We start from the raw sequence: 13,719 nt of genomic DNA on the forward strand, positions 1-13,719 counted from the left end.
CGGGCACGGCGGTCAGCATTTCGAGTGACTGTCGGTGACTTGCCTTTCGTTCCGGACAAGTCACAATGCTTTGGTGCAAAACCAGACAACTAGTGACTCAATGCAGCATCTGCTCGAAGTGCCACGAAAGTCTTGGTGGGCCCGTCTGCCGTTCGGTGTCCGCATGCTCGCCGGGACCAGCGCGCTGCTGGCACTGCTCAGCGGCGGCGTGGCCGGCGCGGCCGTGCTGGGCGCGGGCGACGACCCGGAACGGACCGCCGAGCAGACGCTGGCCGCCGACCCCGGCGCCGCACACCTGGAGCAGGACCCGGAGATCGTCAGCCGGGAGGCCGCGGCCGCCGAGCCGCTGCCGCGACGGCAGGTGCACGTCCCGGTGCAGCCCGCGCCGCCGATCGCCGGCCAGCCGGCCGAGACCGGCACCGAGCTGAGCCGCGCCCGGGACGAGGACCCGGCCGACCGGACCGGGCCGCGCGTGCCCCGCTCGTCGCGGACCGACGCGGAGAAGCCGGGGGCGGCGAGGAAGAAGACCGGCCACGCGCCGGCCGACCCGGTCGTGACCACCCGGACCGACGTGGAGACGCAACCCATCCCGTTCCGTACGCGGGTGATCCGCGACATCACGCTGCCGCAGGGCTACCGCCAGGTGCGGACCCCCGGGGCGCCGGGCGAGCGGACGATCCGCTACCTGGTCACCCTGGTCGACGGGAAGCCGTCCGGCCGGCGGGTGCTGGACACCACGGTCACCCGGCCGCCGCAGCAGCGCGTGGTCGTCTTCGGCATGCAGGAGGACTGCGACGGCGAGCTCGACCTCTGCGTGCCGCTGGCCCGGACGGCGTGCCCGCCGGAGACGACGCCGGCCACCCCGGGCCCGCGGACGACGGTCGACGAGACCCAGGACGGGCCGCCGATGATCACCGACGAGGACCTGGCGCTGTTCGACCCGGAGTCGCTGGCCGATCTGCGGCTGGAACCGGCCACGGTGTGCTGAATCGGGGCGGCCGATCGGGCTAGGGTCGCGGCATGGCACTCTCCGACGCCGTACTGACCGAGATGGCCCAGCGCCTGGTCACCGTTCCCGGCGTGGTCGGCGTCGTGCTCGGTGGCAGCCGGGCCCGGCAGACCCACTCACCGGAGTCCGACACCGATCTGGGGCTGTACTACCGGGTGCCCTTCGACACCGACCGGCTCGGCGCGGTGGCGGTCGAGGTGGCCGGGGACCGGGCCCGGGTCACCGCGCCCGGCGAGTGGGGCCCGTGGGTGGACGGCGGCGGCTGGCTGCGGATCGACGACCACCCGGTCGACTGGATCTACCGGGACCTCGACCGCGTGCATCGGTGCTGGTCCGAGGCGGAGCAGGGCCGCTACGCGTTCCACGCGCAGGGCGGCCATCCGCTCGGGGTGCCGGATTTCTCGTACGCCGGCGAAGTGGCCCTCGGCCGCATCCTGGCCGACCCGACCGGCGAGCTGGCGGCGCTGCGACGCCGCGTCCTGGTTTTTCCGAGACCTCTGGCCGAGGCCCTGGTCTCCGGGCTCTGGGAGGCGGACTTCCTGGTCGGCCTGGCCCGCAAGGGCGTCTCCCGGTTCGACACCAGTTACGTCGCCGGCTGCCTGTTCCGGCTGGTCGGGGTGTGTGCGCACGCGCTGCACGGTGCGGCCGGGCAGTGGCTGATCAACGAGAAGGGCGCGGTGGCCGCGGCCGGGCGGCTGCCGGGTGCGCCGGCGAAGTTCCAGGAACGCGTGGACGCCGCGTTCTCGGCGATCACCGGGGATCCGCTGCGGCTCACGCTGGCCATCGACATCGCCGCCGATCTCGCGCTGGAGACGACCGAGGCGTGCGCGATGATGTTGCGATGACCGCGGACATTCCTACCATTCTGGCCACCAGTGCGGGCTTCCAGCGAGGCCGGCGTGGCAACTTCGACATCCGGCCGGGCCGGATCCACCACTTCGCGGCCGAGCTGGCGAACGCCGCCGAGGCTCCCCGGATCTGCGTGCTGGCCCAGGCCACCGGCGACCCCGACGCCCGGATCGGCGCGTTCTACTCGGCCTTCGCCGGGACCAGGTTCACCATGTCCCACCTGCAGCTGTTCCCGATGCCGAACATCGAGGACATCCGCGCGCACCTGCTCGCCCAGGACGTGATCTGGGTCGACGGCGGCAGCGTGGCCAACCTCTGCGCGGTCTGGCGGGCGCACGGGCTGGACGAGATCCTGCACGAGGCGTGGCAGGCCGGTGTCGTGATGAGCGGCGTGTCGGCCGGCTCGATCTGCTGGCACCGGGGCGGCAGCACGGACAGCTTCGGGCTCGAACTGCGCGGGTTCACCGACGGGCTGGGCTGGCTTCCGTACAGCAACGGTGTCCACTACGACGGCGAGGAGCAGCGCCGGCCGAAGATGCACGAGCTGATCGGGAACGGCACCCTGCCGGATGGCTTCGCCACCGACGACGGCGCCGGGCTGGTCTATCGGGGCATCTCCCTCGACGAGGTCGTCGCGGATCGAGAAGGACCTTTGGGGTACGAGCTCAAGCGCGCCGCCGACGGGACCGTGACCGAGACACCGCTGCCCACCCGGGTCCTTCCGGAATACCCTAACTGACCGTTGTGTCGGCTCTGTCCGGCTAAACTACGCGCGAATCCGCGCAACCACATCGCTGTCGATTCCGTTGTCCGCTGCGGAGTCACAACCTCAAGGGAGACCGATGAACGCGATCGTGAAGCAGCCCGTGTCGCGCGGCGGCGAGGGCGGCAGTTACTGATCCGGCGGTGGGGGTCAGTGCAACGCGACGGTGGCCAGGCCGACGAGCACGGCCGAGAGCAGCAACGCCATCGCGAACACCGTGTTCGCCCCGAGCAGCACGGCCAGCCGATGCGGCTGGCCCCCTTCTCCGCCGCCGAGGGTCGGCATCGGCCCCAGATCGCTGCCGAGCAGCTCGCGGCTCGGCCTCCGGGTCAGCGGCTTCTGCAGATGAGCCAGCACCGGTGATCGCCTCCGGGGGGTCAGGGGCAAAGTCGATAGATTGCGATGAACCTCTCGGGTAGCATGCGGCGCCCCGGTCCGGGCCAGCAATGGTTACCGGTGGGTAACCGTTCCTCGGTAGGCCGGTCTGGCATGCCGTATCCTCCGTCCGGTTTTCGAACATCGGTCGAACAGCCACCCCGAATCGGGCAACGTCACTCTTTGACGTGATTTATCCACCCGGCATCGGTCGGCATCATGATGAGGATGCCGTCCAAGTATCAGACCGTGTTCCGGGGCACCCTGAATGTCCTGGTCATGCTCCTCGGACTGGCCTCCGGCGTCGCCCAGCTGGCCGAGATACCGGCCCGGACCGCCCAGTGGGCGCTGACCGCGGTATTCCTGGCCTGCCTGCTCTACTTCGTGGTCCGGTTCTGGCAGATCGCGTTCGTCCTGAAGATCAAGCAGCTGCGCGACGAGCTGCTGGAGGCCACGAAGGCGCTCGCGCTGCAGCGAGCCGGGCACCAGCACTACCTGGAGGCGATCCAGCGGATCAGCGACCGGGAGAAGCCGCTCTTCCAGGAGACCCTGGAGGTGACCGTCGCGGTCGGTGCCGACGACGACAGCGACCGGATCGTCGAGAAGCGGGTCACCACCCCGGAACCGCTGGTCACGCACCGGACCATGCGGCCGATCGTGCCGACCGACGACGAGCGGATCGTGCGGCTCGACGAGATCGCGTTCAAGGCGCACCGGCAGACGTTCGGCACGATCACCGCGCTGCCGCTGGAGCAGAGCCGGCTGCTGCGGGTCTGGATGATCTTCGACCCGGCGATGATGACGCCGACCGAGTGGCAGGTCGAGTACCGGCCGCGCGGGCTGTGGCGGCCACTGCGCGAGCGCGGCTGGGACCAGCTCGTCTGGGAGGACCGGCTGCCGACCGCGAGCGGCACGCCGTCCGCGTTCACGCGCTTCGAGGTGACGTTCACGTTCCCGGAGAACGATCAACCGCCGAGCGTCAAGGAACGCCAGGGGTACGGCGTCTTCAGCGACCCGGTGCAGGATCCCGCGGGCCGCTGGGAGGTGGTGTGGCGCGACGAGAAGCCCGCCGGCCGCCGGTACGTCTGGGATCTGACGCAGGCGGTCGGCGGGCGCTGAGTCACGCCGATTCAGGAAGCGAGGCTGAGGATGAGGTTGTGCGCGTGGTGAGCCTTCTCCGAGCCGCGGAACTCGACCTCGTAGACGTGCTGACCCACGGTGATCGCGATCTCGCCGCTGGAGAAGAACTGGCCGACCCAGCTCTTGTTGCTGACCACGCTGACCGAGCTCACCTTGTTGTAGGGGATGCTCGTGATCGCGAACTTCTTACCGACGAACGACTTGTCCTGGATGATGATCCGGCGGTTGGTCAGGCCGATGAAGCCGGTGCCCACGCCGATCGCGTCGTAGACCGCGATGACGGTCTCGCCCTCGAGCAGGCCGCTCTGGACCTGCTCCAGCTGAGACTTGTTGTCGTAGATCACGTCTGCCATGCGGCGCAGCGTAGCCCGCGACGGTTACGGGTGCTCCAGCACGGTGCGATAGAAGTCCTCTATGCGGGCGGCCAGAGTGACCTCACCGTCAGTGATGGCATCGCCGTCCCGGTCACCCAGGCAGATCTGGGTGTGCCCATCGACACGCCGTATCACCGGCCGGATCGACAGTGTGTCGGCCGCCACCTTGATCCGCTCGGTCAATGCGGCATGCTGGCTGTCGTCGCAGGCGAGATCGCGGCGCAGCTGCACGCCGTCGCGGGTCCAGCCGCCCAGCAGAGCGAGGGCGTCGCTCAGGTAATCCGAGCCCGTGTTGTTCCGGCGTTTCCTGGCCCGCATGGCACCACCCCCCAAAGCGTTGTTGCCGGCTTGTGGCCGAACTGTCGCCGTGTCGTCATGGTCGGTACGCACAGTCTCGTCCGTTGGGACAGTGATGTCCACGCCCACATATCCGCGTTTGGGGGACGATCGGGGCGGCTCGGGCAACCTGATCGGCGGAGTTTTGTGCGATCTTGTTTCTCATGCCGTCGGAACAGTACGTCAAGCCACAACCGTCACCCAGGGTGATTGTGGCGGCAGTGATCATCGCGGGTGGGCGGGTGCTCGCCTGTCAGCGCAGCGCCCCGCCGGAGGCGGCCGGCAAGTGGGAGTTCCCCGGCGGGAAGGTCGAGCCGGGGGAGACCGACCAGCAGGCGCTGGCCCGCGAGTGCGTCGAGGAACTGGGCATCACGGTCGAGGTCGGCCCGCGGGTCGGACCGGACGTGCCGCTGGCCCACGGCCGGGCCGTGCTCCGGGTCTACGCCGTCGAGGTGCTCGACGGGGAACCGGAGGCGCTGGAGCACAAGGCCCTGCGCTGGCTGGCCGTGGACCAGTTGGACAGCGTCCCGTGGCTGCCCGCCGACGTCCCGATCGTCGCCGAACTTCCGCCCCTACTGACCTGACCCCGAGTACTGCTTGCGCAGCTCCCGCTTGAGGACCTTCATGCTGGGTCCGAGCGGGAGCGACTCGGTGAACCGGACCTGCCGCGGGTACTTGTGCTTGCCCAGCCGCTCGCGCGACCAGTCGATCAGCTCCTGCTCGGTCAGGCCCTTGTCCTCCAGGACCACCACCGCGCAGATCTCCTCACCGTGCGTCGCGTCGGCCACCCCGATCACCGCGACCTGCTGGATGGCCGGGTGCCGGGCGATGACCTCCTCGACCTCGCGCGGGTAGACGTTGAAGCCGCCCCGGATGATCAGATCCTTGGTGCGGTCGACGATGCTGATGAAGCCCTCGTCGTCCTTGACGCCCAGGTCACCGGTGCGGAACCAGCCGTCGATGATCGCCTCGGCGGTGGCCTCGGGTCGGTTCAGGTACCCCGCGAAGATGTTGTGCCCGCGGATCACGATCTCGCCCAGCTCACCGGTCGGCAGGAACTCGATGCGCTCGGGCACCTCGGGACGGGCGATCTCGACCTCGACGCCCCAGATCGGATGCCCGACCGTGCCGGGCTTGGCGCCGTACGCCGGCTGGTTGGTCGTTGCCGTCGGTGACGTCTCGGAAAGACCGTAGCCCTCCCAGATCTGCGACCCGAAGACCTCGGCGAAGCGCTCCAGCACGGCCACCGGCAGCGACGCCCCGCCGGACACGCAGAGCTTGAGCTTGGGCAGGCGCTCGGCCTTGGCCGCGGCTTCGAGCAGGCCGATGTACATGGTCGGCACGCCGTGGAAGATCGACACGTTCTCCCGCAGGATCAGGTCGATCGCGGCCTCGCCGGAGAAGCGCGGAAGCAGCACGAGCGTCCCGCCGAGCCGGAACGTCGCGTTCATCCCGACCGTCTGGCCGAACGTGTGGAACAGCGGCAGGCAGCCCAGCACCACGTCGTCACCGGTGATCGGGTGCACGTCGAACACGTTGACCGCGGCGTTCATGACCAGGTTGAGGTGGGTGAGCAGGGCGCCCTTGGGTTTGCCGGTGGTGCCGCTGGTGTAGAGGATCACCGCGACGTCCTCAGCCTGCCGGGTCACGTACGTGTGCAGCGCCGGGACACCGGCCGCGACCTGCTCCAGCCGCTGCGGCGGGGTCGGCAGATCGGCCGGCAGCGGGCCCACGTTGGCCAGCCGGGTGCCCGAGAGCTGCGCCGCCGCCGCACCCACCTGCAGGAACGCGGAATGGGTGACGAGCAGGTCGGCCTGGCTGTCGGTGAGGACGTAGGCCACCTCCTCCGGCTGCAGCAGCAGCGACACCGGCACCACCCGGGCGCCCACGGCCAGCGCCGCGTAGTAGACCCGGGGGAAGTCGGCGACGTTCGGGATCATCACGGCGACCGTGCTGCCCGGGCCGACGCCGAGTTCTTGCAGGCCGGCCGCGTACTCCCGGGTCTGCTGCCACAACTCGCGATACGTGATCCGGGCACCCGCGTCGACGATCGCGACCTTCTCCGGGTACCGGCGCGCACTCTCCGCCAGAACTGTGGCCAGGGACAGAGTCGTCATGCTGGTTCCCCTCAAGAGTGATGTACGTCGCAGCTTCCGCATAAACTAGCGGCGTAAGTTTTTGCGCGTCCAGTGTTGATTTCTGATTTCCAGGGAGTTGCCAACATGGCCCGGCCACGACAGGCGCTGCTCACCCGGGAGCGCATCGTCGAGGCCGCCTCGACCCTGATCGACGCCGAGGGGCTGGACGCGCTGTCGATGCGACGGCTCGCCACCGAGCTCGGAGTGCAGGGACCGTCGCTCTACAACCACTTCGCCACCAAGGCGGAGATCGTCGACGCGGTCGCCGAGGCGGTCGTCGCCCAGGTCGACATCGACGTGTTCGCCGACTGCGACTGGCGGGAGGGGCTGCGGCTCTGGGCGAAGTCGTACCACGCGGTCCTCGCCGCCCACCCGAACATCGTCCCGGTCCTGGCCACCGGGCCCGGCCGCCGGCCGCACGGGCTGGCCATGGCCGAGGCCGTCTACGGCGCCCTGATCGACGCCGGCTGGTCCCGCTCGCGGGCCACCCACATCGGCGCGCTGATGCGCTACCTGATCACCGGCTCCGCGCTCGGCTCGTTCGCGCTCGGCTTCGAGAGCGACCCGGAGCTGTACGACCGCTATCCGCACCTGCACCGCGCCCACGAACTGTCGGCCCACCGCGCCGCGGTCGACGAGGGCGCGTTCGAACTCGGGCTGGACGCGCTGCTGGCCGGCCTGTCCGACCATTACGACCAAGGGGTACGCCGATGACGTCGGAATTCCGCGAACAGCTCTACATCGGTGGCGCGTGGGTGCCGCCCGAGTCGGGTGACCGCATCGAGGTGGAGAACCCGTACACCGAGCAGGTGATCGGGCACGTCCCGGCCGGCACGCCGGAGGACGTGAACCTCGCGGTCTCGGCCGCCCGGAAAGCGTTCGACAGCTGGTCGGCGTTGCCGATGGCCGAGCGCGGGGCCCACCTGGACCGGCTGCACCAGGCCCTCGCGGCGCGCGCCGCCGACATCGCCCGGACCGTGGGCCAGGAACTCGGCACGCCCCTGAAGATCGCCCAGGCGGTCCAGGCCGGCCTGCCCCTCACGGTCCTCCGGGGGTACGCCGATCTGGCCCTTCAGCCCGTCGACGAGCAGACCATCGGCAACTCGCTGATCGTGCGCGAGGCGGCCGGCGTGGTCGGTGCGATCACCCCGTGGAACTACCCGCTGCACCAGGTCGTGGCCAAGGTCGGGGCGGCCCTCGCGGCCGGCTGCACGGTCGTGCTCAAACCGAGCGAGCTGACGCCCCTGGTGGCGTACCTGCTGGCCGACGCGGCTGACGAGGCGGGCCTGCCGGCCGGCGTGTTCAACCTGGTCACCGGCACCGGTGCGGCCGTCGGCGCGGCGATCGCCGGGCACCCGGACGTCGACATGATCTCGTTCACCGGCTCCACCGCGACCGGCCGCGCGATCACCCACGCGGCCGCCGACCGGATCGCCAAGGTCTCGCTGGAACTGGGTGGCAAGTCGGCCAACGTCATCCTGGACGACGCGGACCTGGTCAAGGCGGTCAAGGTCGGCGTCGGCAACGCGTTCCTCAACTCCGGCCAGACGTGTACGGCCTGGACCCGCATGCTGGTCCACCGCACCCACTACGACGAGGCGGTCGCGCTCGCCGCCAAGACCGCGGCCGGCTACACCGTGGGTGACCCGTTCGACCCGGCCACCCGGCTCGGGCCGCTCGTCTCGGCCGCCCAGCGCGACCGCGTCCGCGGCTTCATCGAACGGGCCGACGCCCGCCTGGTCGCCGGTGGGCTGGACGCGCCGCTGCCCGGCACCGGGCACTTCGTGGCGCCGACCGTCTTCGCCGACGTCACCCCGGACAGCGAACTCGCCCAGGAGGAGATCTTCGGGCCGGTCCTGTCGATCATCCCGTTCGACAGCGACGACGAAGCCGTCACGATCGCCAACAACTCGAAGTACGGGCTGGCCGGCGCGGTCTGGGGCGGCGACGAACACGCCCTCGCGGTGGCCCGGCGCATCCGCACCGGCGCGGTCGACGTGAACGGCGGCTCGTTCAACCCGTTCGCCCCGTTCGGCGGGTACAAGCAGTCCGGCGTCGGCCGGGAACTGGGACAGTTCGGCCTGGAGGAGTTCCAGCAGGTGAAGGCGATCCAGCGATGAGCCACTACATTTCCGGCCTGGTCGTGCGCGAACCCGACGGCCCGGCCACCGTCGAGGAACTACGCCTGCCCGAGATCGGTCCCGGCCAGGTCCGGGTGCGGGTCCGGGCGGCCGGCGTCTGCCACTCCGACCTGTCGATGATCAACGGCACGCTCCGGCCGCCGCACCCGCTCGTCCTCGGCCACGAGGCGGCCGGTGAGGTCCTGGAAGTCGGCGAACACGTCACCCGGGCCGCCGTCGGCGATCACGTGGTGCTCAACTGGCAGCCGCCGTGCCGGCAGTGCTGGTTCTGCGAGCACGGGCAGCCCTGGCTGTGCTCCACGTCGTCCGGCGTGGCCGCGCTGGAGAACGGGATCACCCTCGACGACGCGCCCGTGCACGTGACGCTCGGCCTCGGCGCGTTCGCCGAACAGGTCGTGGCGCCGGAGAACGCCGTCATCGCCGTACCGTCGCAATTGGATTTTGAAGTTGCGGCGCTCCTCGGGTGCTCGGTGCTGACCGGGTCCGGCGCCGTCCGCAACACCGCCCAGGTCCAGCCGGGCGAATCGGTGCTGGTCATCGGCCTCGGCGGGGTCGGCCTGTCGGTCGTCGCGGCGGCCCGGGCGGCCGGCGCCGGGCAGGTCATCGCCGTCGACGTCAGCGAAGCCAAGAAAGGACTGGCCGAAGCGGCCGGCGCCACCGACTTCGTGGTGTCGTCGGACGCGCTCTCCAAGGACGTGCGGGTGCGCACCGAAGGCCGCGGCGCCGACCACGCGATCGAATGCGTCGGCCGGGCGTCCACGATCCGCGCGGCCTGGCGCGCCACCCGGCGCGGCGGGCAGGTCACCGTCGTCGGGATGGGCGCGGCCGACGACATGGTGCAGATCGCCGCCCTCGACATCTTCTCGTCGGCGCGGACCCTGCGCGCCTCCGTCTACGGCCAGGCCGACCCCGACATCGAAGTGCCCGCCCTGGCCCGGGACGTGCTCGACGGGAAACTGTCCCTGGACCACCTGATCACCGACCGGATCGGGCTGGCCGACGTGCCGGCCGCCTTCGAACGGATGGCCCGCGGGGAAGGCGCCCGCTCGGTCGTCCGACTCTGATCACCGTGCACCTCACCGGGCCCCGCCGTCCCGGGCCCGGTGAGGTGCTGCACTTCTCCGAAGATCCCGACGATCAGCCGCTTCGTCCCGCATGTGGCGGCGACCGCTCAGCAGCCGGAACCGTACGTGCGGCCGGGATCCAGTTGCGGCCGTTCGGGGACGAGGTCATCGCCACCGCGCCACACCCCGCTGAGCATGCGGGATTGCTACCTTGGCGCCATGACACCAGCGCTGCCGGAGTGGATGTACCCACCCCGCGACGAGGGGTGGTTCGCCGACGACCTCGACCATCTCCCCGAGGCGCCACGTCATACCGAGCTGATCGATGGGGCGCTTGTCTTCATGCTGTCCCCCCAGCGCTCTTGGCATAGCCAGATCGTCACCGCCCTGGTGAACGCTCTGACCGAACAGGCGCCAGAGCGCATCGTGGTCGAACGGGAAATGACGATCAGACTCGACAAGCTGAATCGTCCCGAACCAGACTTCCTGTTGACGACAGCATCCTTTGACCCGGACCGTACCTTTTACACCCCCGACCAGGTGATCTTGGTCGGCGAAGTGGTCTCGCCCGAGTCGGCGCACCGCGATCGCATGGTCAAGCTCCGCAAGTACGCGGAAGCCGGCGTCACGCACTACTGGCGAGTCGAGGAAGAGGACGGGGCGCCGGCCGTTCATACCTACGAACTCGACGAGCCAACCGGGTCTTATGCGCCGACGGGGGTCCACCGTCATGGGTTGCGTAGCGCGATGCCGTTCGCGATCGCCATCGACCTGGACGGTTTGCTGATCCGCGGCAAGAGGTGACCGGGTCGGGCGGCCCGGTGGTGCGGAACGTGATCGGCATTCTCGGATGTCGGATAGGTGATGGAGGTTGACGGCACCCGATGACATGGTGCGTCGATGGGGGAGAAGTCTGCCGGGAACGGCCTGCTTGAGCGATCCGGCCAACTCGGTGCACTGCACGACGCGTACGCGAAGGTCACCGCCACCCGAAGCGGCATCCTCGTGCTGCTCGGCGGGGAGGCCGGGGGCGGGAAGACCGCGCTGGTGCGGCAGTTCCGGGACGAGGTCGAAACGGTCCGGCCGGTGCTCTGGGGGGCCTGCGATCCGCTCTACACCCCGCGTCCGCTCGGGCCGTTCCTGGAGATGGACGAGCTGATCGAGGCCGGCGCCAAGTCGTACGAACTGGCCGCCGGGATCATCCGGGACGTGCGGGCGCGGCCCGGGCTGATCCTGGTGCTGGAGGATCTGCACTGGGCCGACGAGGCGACCCTGGACGTGCTGAGCCTGCTCGGCCGCCGGATCGGGACGATCCCGGCGCTGATCATCGCCACCTACCGCAGCGACGAGGTGGGGCGCGGGCATCCGCTGCGGCGCCTGCTCGGGGACCTGCAGGGCGATGCGGTGCGGCGGTTGAGTGTGGAGCCGCTGTCCGCCGGGGCGGTGTGTGAGCTGGCGCGGGAGCACGGGCGGGACGGGCAGGCGCTGCACCGGGCGACGGGCGGCAATCCGTTCTTCGTGACCGAGGTGCTGGCACGGGACGACGGGGACGTGCCGCTGACCGTGCGGGACGCGGTGCTCGCACGGGCGGCGCGGCTCAGTGCCGAGGCGGTGGCGGTGCTGGACGTGGTCTCGATCATTCCGCCGTACGCCGAAATGAATGTGATCCTGGAAGAGAGCGGACTCGACGAGGCCCTGCGGGCGGGGATGCTGGAGAGCGTGCCCGGCGGGGTGGCGTTCCGGCACGAGCTGGCGCGGATCACCGTCGAGGAATCCCTGGCACCGCACCGGAAGCGGGAACTGCATCGGCGGGTGCTGACCGCGCTGCTGGACAAGCCGGCCGATCCGAGCCGGGTCGCGCACCACGCCGAGGCGGCCGGCGATGCGGCGACCGTGCTGGCCTGGGCGCCGCGCGCCGCCGAGCAGGCCGCCGCCTCGGGTGCTCATCGGGAGGCGGCCGCCCAGTACGCGCGGGCACTGCGCTTCGCCGCCGACCTGGACCCGAAGGAACGCGCCGACCTGCTGGAACGCCGCTCCTACGAGTGTTACCTGACCGAGCAGACCCCGGACTCGATCGCCGCGCTGCGGGAGGCGATCCGGGAACGTCGCCGGGGTGGTGACCGGCTCGGCGAGGGTGTCGCACTGTCGAACCTGTCCCGGCGCCTGTGGTGCGGCGGCTTCCCGGACGACGCCGCCGAGGCCGGCCGGGAGGCGTTACGGCTGCTGGAGGCGTCGCCCGGGCGGGAACTCGCGGTGGCCTACACGAACCAGGCGTCGATCGCGATGAACATCGAGGAGTACACCGAGGCGATGGAGCTGGGCACGCGGGCGCTGCAGCTCGGCGAGCGGTTCGGCGACGCCGAGGTCGTCGTGCACAGCCTGAACAACCTGGGCACGATGATGATGCTCAACGGCGAACCGGAAGGCATCGGCCACCTGGAGCGCAGCCTGGCCACGGCCGAACGGGAAGGCCTGGAGGAGCACATCGGGCGGGCCTACATCCACGCCGGCTGGGCGATGACCCGCGTCCGCTCGTACCATCTGGCGTCCTGGCTGGACCGGGGCGTGACGATCTGTGACGACCTCGGGCTGGACGGCTGGAAGCACTACGTGCTCGCCCACCGCGCCCGCTACCACCTGGACCTGGGCCGCTGGGAGGCGGCGGCCGCGGACGCCGAGTGGATCCTGGTGAACTGCGGCCCGGTACCACTGCTGCGGATCATCGCGCTGAGTGTCGTCGGCCTGATCGCGGCCCGGCGCGGCGACGGAGACCCGTGGCCGGCCCTGGACGAGATGCGCGCGCTCACCGCCGGGCGTCACGAGCTGCAATACCTGGCCCCGGCGGCGGCCGCGCGGGCCGAAGCGGCGTGGCTGGCCGGCGCCCCGGTCCAACCGGAACTCGCCGACGCCTGGGACCTGGCCGAACGCCGCCGCTCGGCGTGGGTGCTGGGCGAGCTGGCCTGGCTGCGCCGCCTCTCCGGCGAGCCCGACCCCGAACTTCAAGAGACAAAACTGCTTGAGCCGTACGCCCTGCAGCTCACCGGCGACGTGAACGCCGCCGCCGAACGCTGGCGCAAACGCGACTGCGGATACGACGCGGCCCTCGCCCTGGCCGGCAGCTCGGACGAGACCGACCTGCGCACCGCCCTGGCCGAGTTCCAGCGCCTCGGTGCCCGCCCGGCCGCCGCCATCGTCACCCGGCGCCTGCGCTCCCGCGGCGTCCGCGACATCCCCCGCGGCCCGCAACGCTGGACCCGCGACAACCCGGCCGAACTGACCCGCCGCGAGGTGGAGGTGCTGGCCCTGGTCCAGCTGGGCCTGTCCAACGTGGAGATCGCCGAACGCCTGTTCCTGTCGACGAAGACCGTGCACCACCACGTCTCGGCCATCCTCCGCAAACTCGGCGTCTCCCGCCGGGGCCAGGCCGCCGCCGAAGCCGCCCGCCTCGGCCTGACCTGAATCAGCGATCGCATCCGGCTCCGGGCACCGGCCGGCGAAGAGCGGCGGGCCCGGGACCTTCGGGAACCCGC

The 13,719-nt window shown here is 70.6% G+C and carries 14 protein-coding genes; 10 read left to right on the plus strand and 4 right to left on the minus strand.

Annotated features, from left to right (window positions below; genetic code table 11):
• The first annotated feature begins 163 nt into the window (after nt 1-163).
• Genes ACSHV8_RS44980 through ACSHV8_RS44990 form a run of 3 tightly spaced genes read left to right on the plus strand, consistent with a single transcriptional unit; the run spans nt 164 to nt 2,597 of the window.
• Nucleotides 164-988, plus strand: a complete 825-nt coding sequence (locus ACSHV8_RS44980) for a G5 domain-containing protein (RefSeq protein WP_436526437.1) — start codon at nt 164-166, stop codon at nt 986-988.
• 32 nt (nt 989-1,020) lie between these two features.
• Complete coding sequence (locus tag ACSHV8_RS44985) at nt 1,021-1,854, plus strand: nucleotidyltransferase domain-containing protein (RefSeq protein ID WP_436526439.1); 834 nt, start codon at nt 1,021-1,023, stop codon at nt 1,852-1,854.
• A complete protein-coding gene (locus ACSHV8_RS44990; protein ID WP_436526441.1) occupies nt 1,851-2,597 on the plus strand; it encodes a Type 1 glutamine amidotransferase-like domain-containing protein in 747 nt (248 codons plus the stop codon). Before ACSHV8_RS44985 ends, ACSHV8_RS44990 begins: the two co-directional genes overlap by 4 nt.
• Before the next feature lie 174 nt (nt 2,598-2,771).
• Here ACSHV8_RS44990 and ACSHV8_RS44995 read toward each other — a convergent pair whose 3' ends face one another.
• Nucleotides 2,772-2,978, minus strand: coding sequence for a hypothetical protein (locus tag ACSHV8_RS44995; protein WP_436526443.1), 207 nt, complete (start codon nt 2,976-2,978; stop codon nt 2,772-2,774).
• A 246-nt stretch (nt 2,979-3,224) separates the two neighbouring features.
• Between ACSHV8_RS44995 and ACSHV8_RS45000 the strand changes: the two genes are divergently transcribed.
• Nucleotides 3,225-4,115 carry a hypothetical protein gene (locus ACSHV8_RS45000; protein ID WP_436526445.1) on the plus strand — a complete coding sequence of 297 codons (891 nt, stop codon included), beginning with the start codon at nt 3,225-3,227 and terminating at the stop codon, nt 4,113-4,115.
• Between the two features lie 11 nt (nt 4,116-4,126).
• Here ACSHV8_RS45000 and ACSHV8_RS45005 read toward each other — a convergent pair whose 3' ends face one another.
• Together ACSHV8_RS45005 and ACSHV8_RS45010 are read right to left on the minus strand one after the other, a co-directional pair.
• Nucleotides 4,127-4,489 carry a PH domain-containing protein gene (locus tag ACSHV8_RS45005; RefSeq protein WP_436526447.1) on the minus strand — a complete coding sequence of 121 codons (363 nt, stop codon included), beginning with the start codon at nt 4,487-4,489 and terminating at the stop codon, nt 4,127-4,129.
• A gap of 24 nt (nt 4,490-4,513) precedes the next feature.
• A complete protein-coding gene (locus ACSHV8_RS45010; protein ID WP_436537245.1) occupies nt 4,514-4,828 on the minus strand; it encodes a 4a-hydroxytetrahydrobiopterin dehydratase in 315 nt (104 codons plus the stop codon).
• Nucleotides 4,829-5,010: 182 nt separating this feature from the next.
• On the opposite strand from ACSHV8_RS45010, the gene ACSHV8_RS45015 reads away from it, so the two are divergent.
• Nucleotides 5,011-5,430: a (deoxy)nucleoside triphosphate pyrophosphohydrolase gene (locus ACSHV8_RS45015; RefSeq protein ID WP_436526449.1), complete on the plus strand. Its 420-nt coding sequence runs from the start codon at nt 5,011-5,013 to the stop codon at nt 5,428-5,430.
• Here the strand turns inward: ACSHV8_RS45015 and ACSHV8_RS45020 are convergent.
• Nucleotides 5,419-6,963: a long-chain-fatty-acid--CoA ligase gene (locus ACSHV8_RS45020; RefSeq protein ID WP_436526451.1), complete on the minus strand. Its 1,545-nt coding sequence runs from the start codon at nt 6,961-6,963 to the stop codon at nt 5,419-5,421. The two genes, ACSHV8_RS45015 and ACSHV8_RS45020, sit on opposite strands and share 12 nt — an antisense overlap.
• A gap of 105 nt (nt 6,964-7,068) precedes the next feature.
• On the opposite strand from ACSHV8_RS45020, the gene ACSHV8_RS45025 reads away from it, so the two are divergent.
• The 5 genes from ACSHV8_RS45025 (at nt 7,069) to ACSHV8_RS45045 (ending at nt 13,648) form a co-directional block, all read left to right on the plus strand.
• Complete coding sequence (locus tag ACSHV8_RS45025; protein ID WP_436526453.1) at nt 7,069-7,698, plus strand: TetR/AcrR family transcriptional regulator; 630 nt, start codon at nt 7,069-7,071, stop codon at nt 7,696-7,698.
• Complete coding sequence (locus ACSHV8_RS45030; protein ID WP_436526455.1) at nt 7,695-9,104, plus strand: aldehyde dehydrogenase family protein; 1,410 nt, start codon at nt 7,695-7,697, stop codon at nt 9,102-9,104. The genes ACSHV8_RS45025 and ACSHV8_RS45030 overlap by 4 nt, the downstream gene beginning before the upstream one ends.
• Nucleotides 9,101-10,189: an alcohol dehydrogenase catalytic domain-containing protein gene (locus tag ACSHV8_RS45035; protein WP_436526457.1), complete on the plus strand. Its 1,089-nt coding sequence runs from the start codon at nt 9,101-9,103 to the stop codon at nt 10,187-10,189. Before ACSHV8_RS45030 ends, ACSHV8_RS45035 begins: the two co-directional genes overlap by 4 nt.
• Nucleotides 10,190-10,408: 219 nt before the next feature.
• Nucleotides 10,409-10,993 carry a Uma2 family endonuclease gene (locus ACSHV8_RS45040; protein WP_436526459.1) on the plus strand — a complete coding sequence of 195 codons (585 nt, stop codon included), beginning with the start codon at nt 10,409-10,411 and terminating at the stop codon, nt 10,991-10,993.
• Between the two features lie 96 nt (nt 10,994-11,089).
• The gene (locus tag ACSHV8_RS45045; RefSeq protein ID WP_436526461.1) at nt 11,090-13,648 is read left to right on the plus strand and encodes an ATP-binding protein; all 2,559 of its coding nucleotides are present in this window, start codon (nt 11,090-11,092) and stop codon (nt 13,646-13,648) included.
• Nucleotides 13,649-13,719: the final 71 nt, after the last annotated feature.

Source organism: Actinoplanes sp. HUAS TT8, assembly GCF_051380535.1.
GTDB lineage: Bacteria > Actinomycetota > Actinomycetes > Mycobacteriales > Micromonosporaceae > Actinoplanes.

What these genes read in the sequence shown, in the direction of transcription:
- ACSHV8_RS44980 (WP_436526437.1), top strand. Translation starts at nt 164, where the DNA reads ATGCTCGCCGGGACCAGCGCGCTGCTGGCACTGCTCAGCGGCGGCGTG.
- ACSHV8_RS44985 (WP_436526439.1), top strand. Translation starts at nt 1,021, where the DNA reads ATGGCACTCTCCGACGCCGTACTGACCGAGATGGCCCAGCGCCTGGTC.
- ACSHV8_RS44990 (WP_436526441.1), top strand. Translation starts at nt 1,851, where the DNA reads ATGACCGCGGACATTCCTACCATTCTGGCCACCAGTGCGGGCTTCCAG.
- ACSHV8_RS45000 (WP_436526445.1), top strand. Translation starts at nt 3,225, where the DNA reads ATGCCGTCCAAGTATCAGACCGTGTTCCGGGGCACCCTGAATGTCCTG.
- ACSHV8_RS45005 (WP_436526447.1), bottom strand. Translation starts at nt 4,489, where the DNA reads ATGGCAGACGTGATCTACGACAACAAGTCTCAGCTGGAGCAGGTCCAG.
- ACSHV8_RS45010 (WP_436537245.1), bottom strand. Translation starts at nt 4,828, where the DNA reads ATGCGGGCCAGGAAACGCCGGAACAACACGGGCTCGGATTACCTGAGC.
- ACSHV8_RS45015 (WP_436526449.1), top strand. Translation starts at nt 5,011, where the DNA reads ATGCCGTCGGAACAGTACGTCAAGCCACAACCGTCACCCAGGGTGATT.
- ACSHV8_RS45020 (WP_436526451.1), bottom strand. Translation starts at nt 6,963, where the DNA reads ATGACGACTCTGTCCCTGGCCACAGTTCTGGCGGAGAGTGCGCGCCGG.
- ACSHV8_RS45025 (WP_436526453.1), top strand. Translation starts at nt 7,069, where the DNA reads ATGGCCCGGCCACGACAGGCGCTGCTCACCCGGGAGCGCATCGTCGAG.
- ACSHV8_RS45030 (WP_436526455.1), top strand. Translation starts at nt 7,695, where the DNA reads ATGACGTCGGAATTCCGCGAACAGCTCTACATCGGTGGCGCGTGGGTG.
- ACSHV8_RS45035 (WP_436526457.1), top strand. Translation starts at nt 9,101, where the DNA reads ATGAGCCACTACATTTCCGGCCTGGTCGTGCGCGAACCCGACGGCCCG.
- ACSHV8_RS45040 (WP_436526459.1), top strand. Translation starts at nt 10,409, where the DNA reads ATGACACCAGCGCTGCCGGAGTGGATGTACCCACCCCGCGACGAGGGG.
- ACSHV8_RS45045 (WP_436526461.1), top strand. Translation starts at nt 11,090, where the DNA reads ATGGGGGAGAAGTCTGCCGGGAACGGCCTGCTTGAGCGATCCGGCCAA.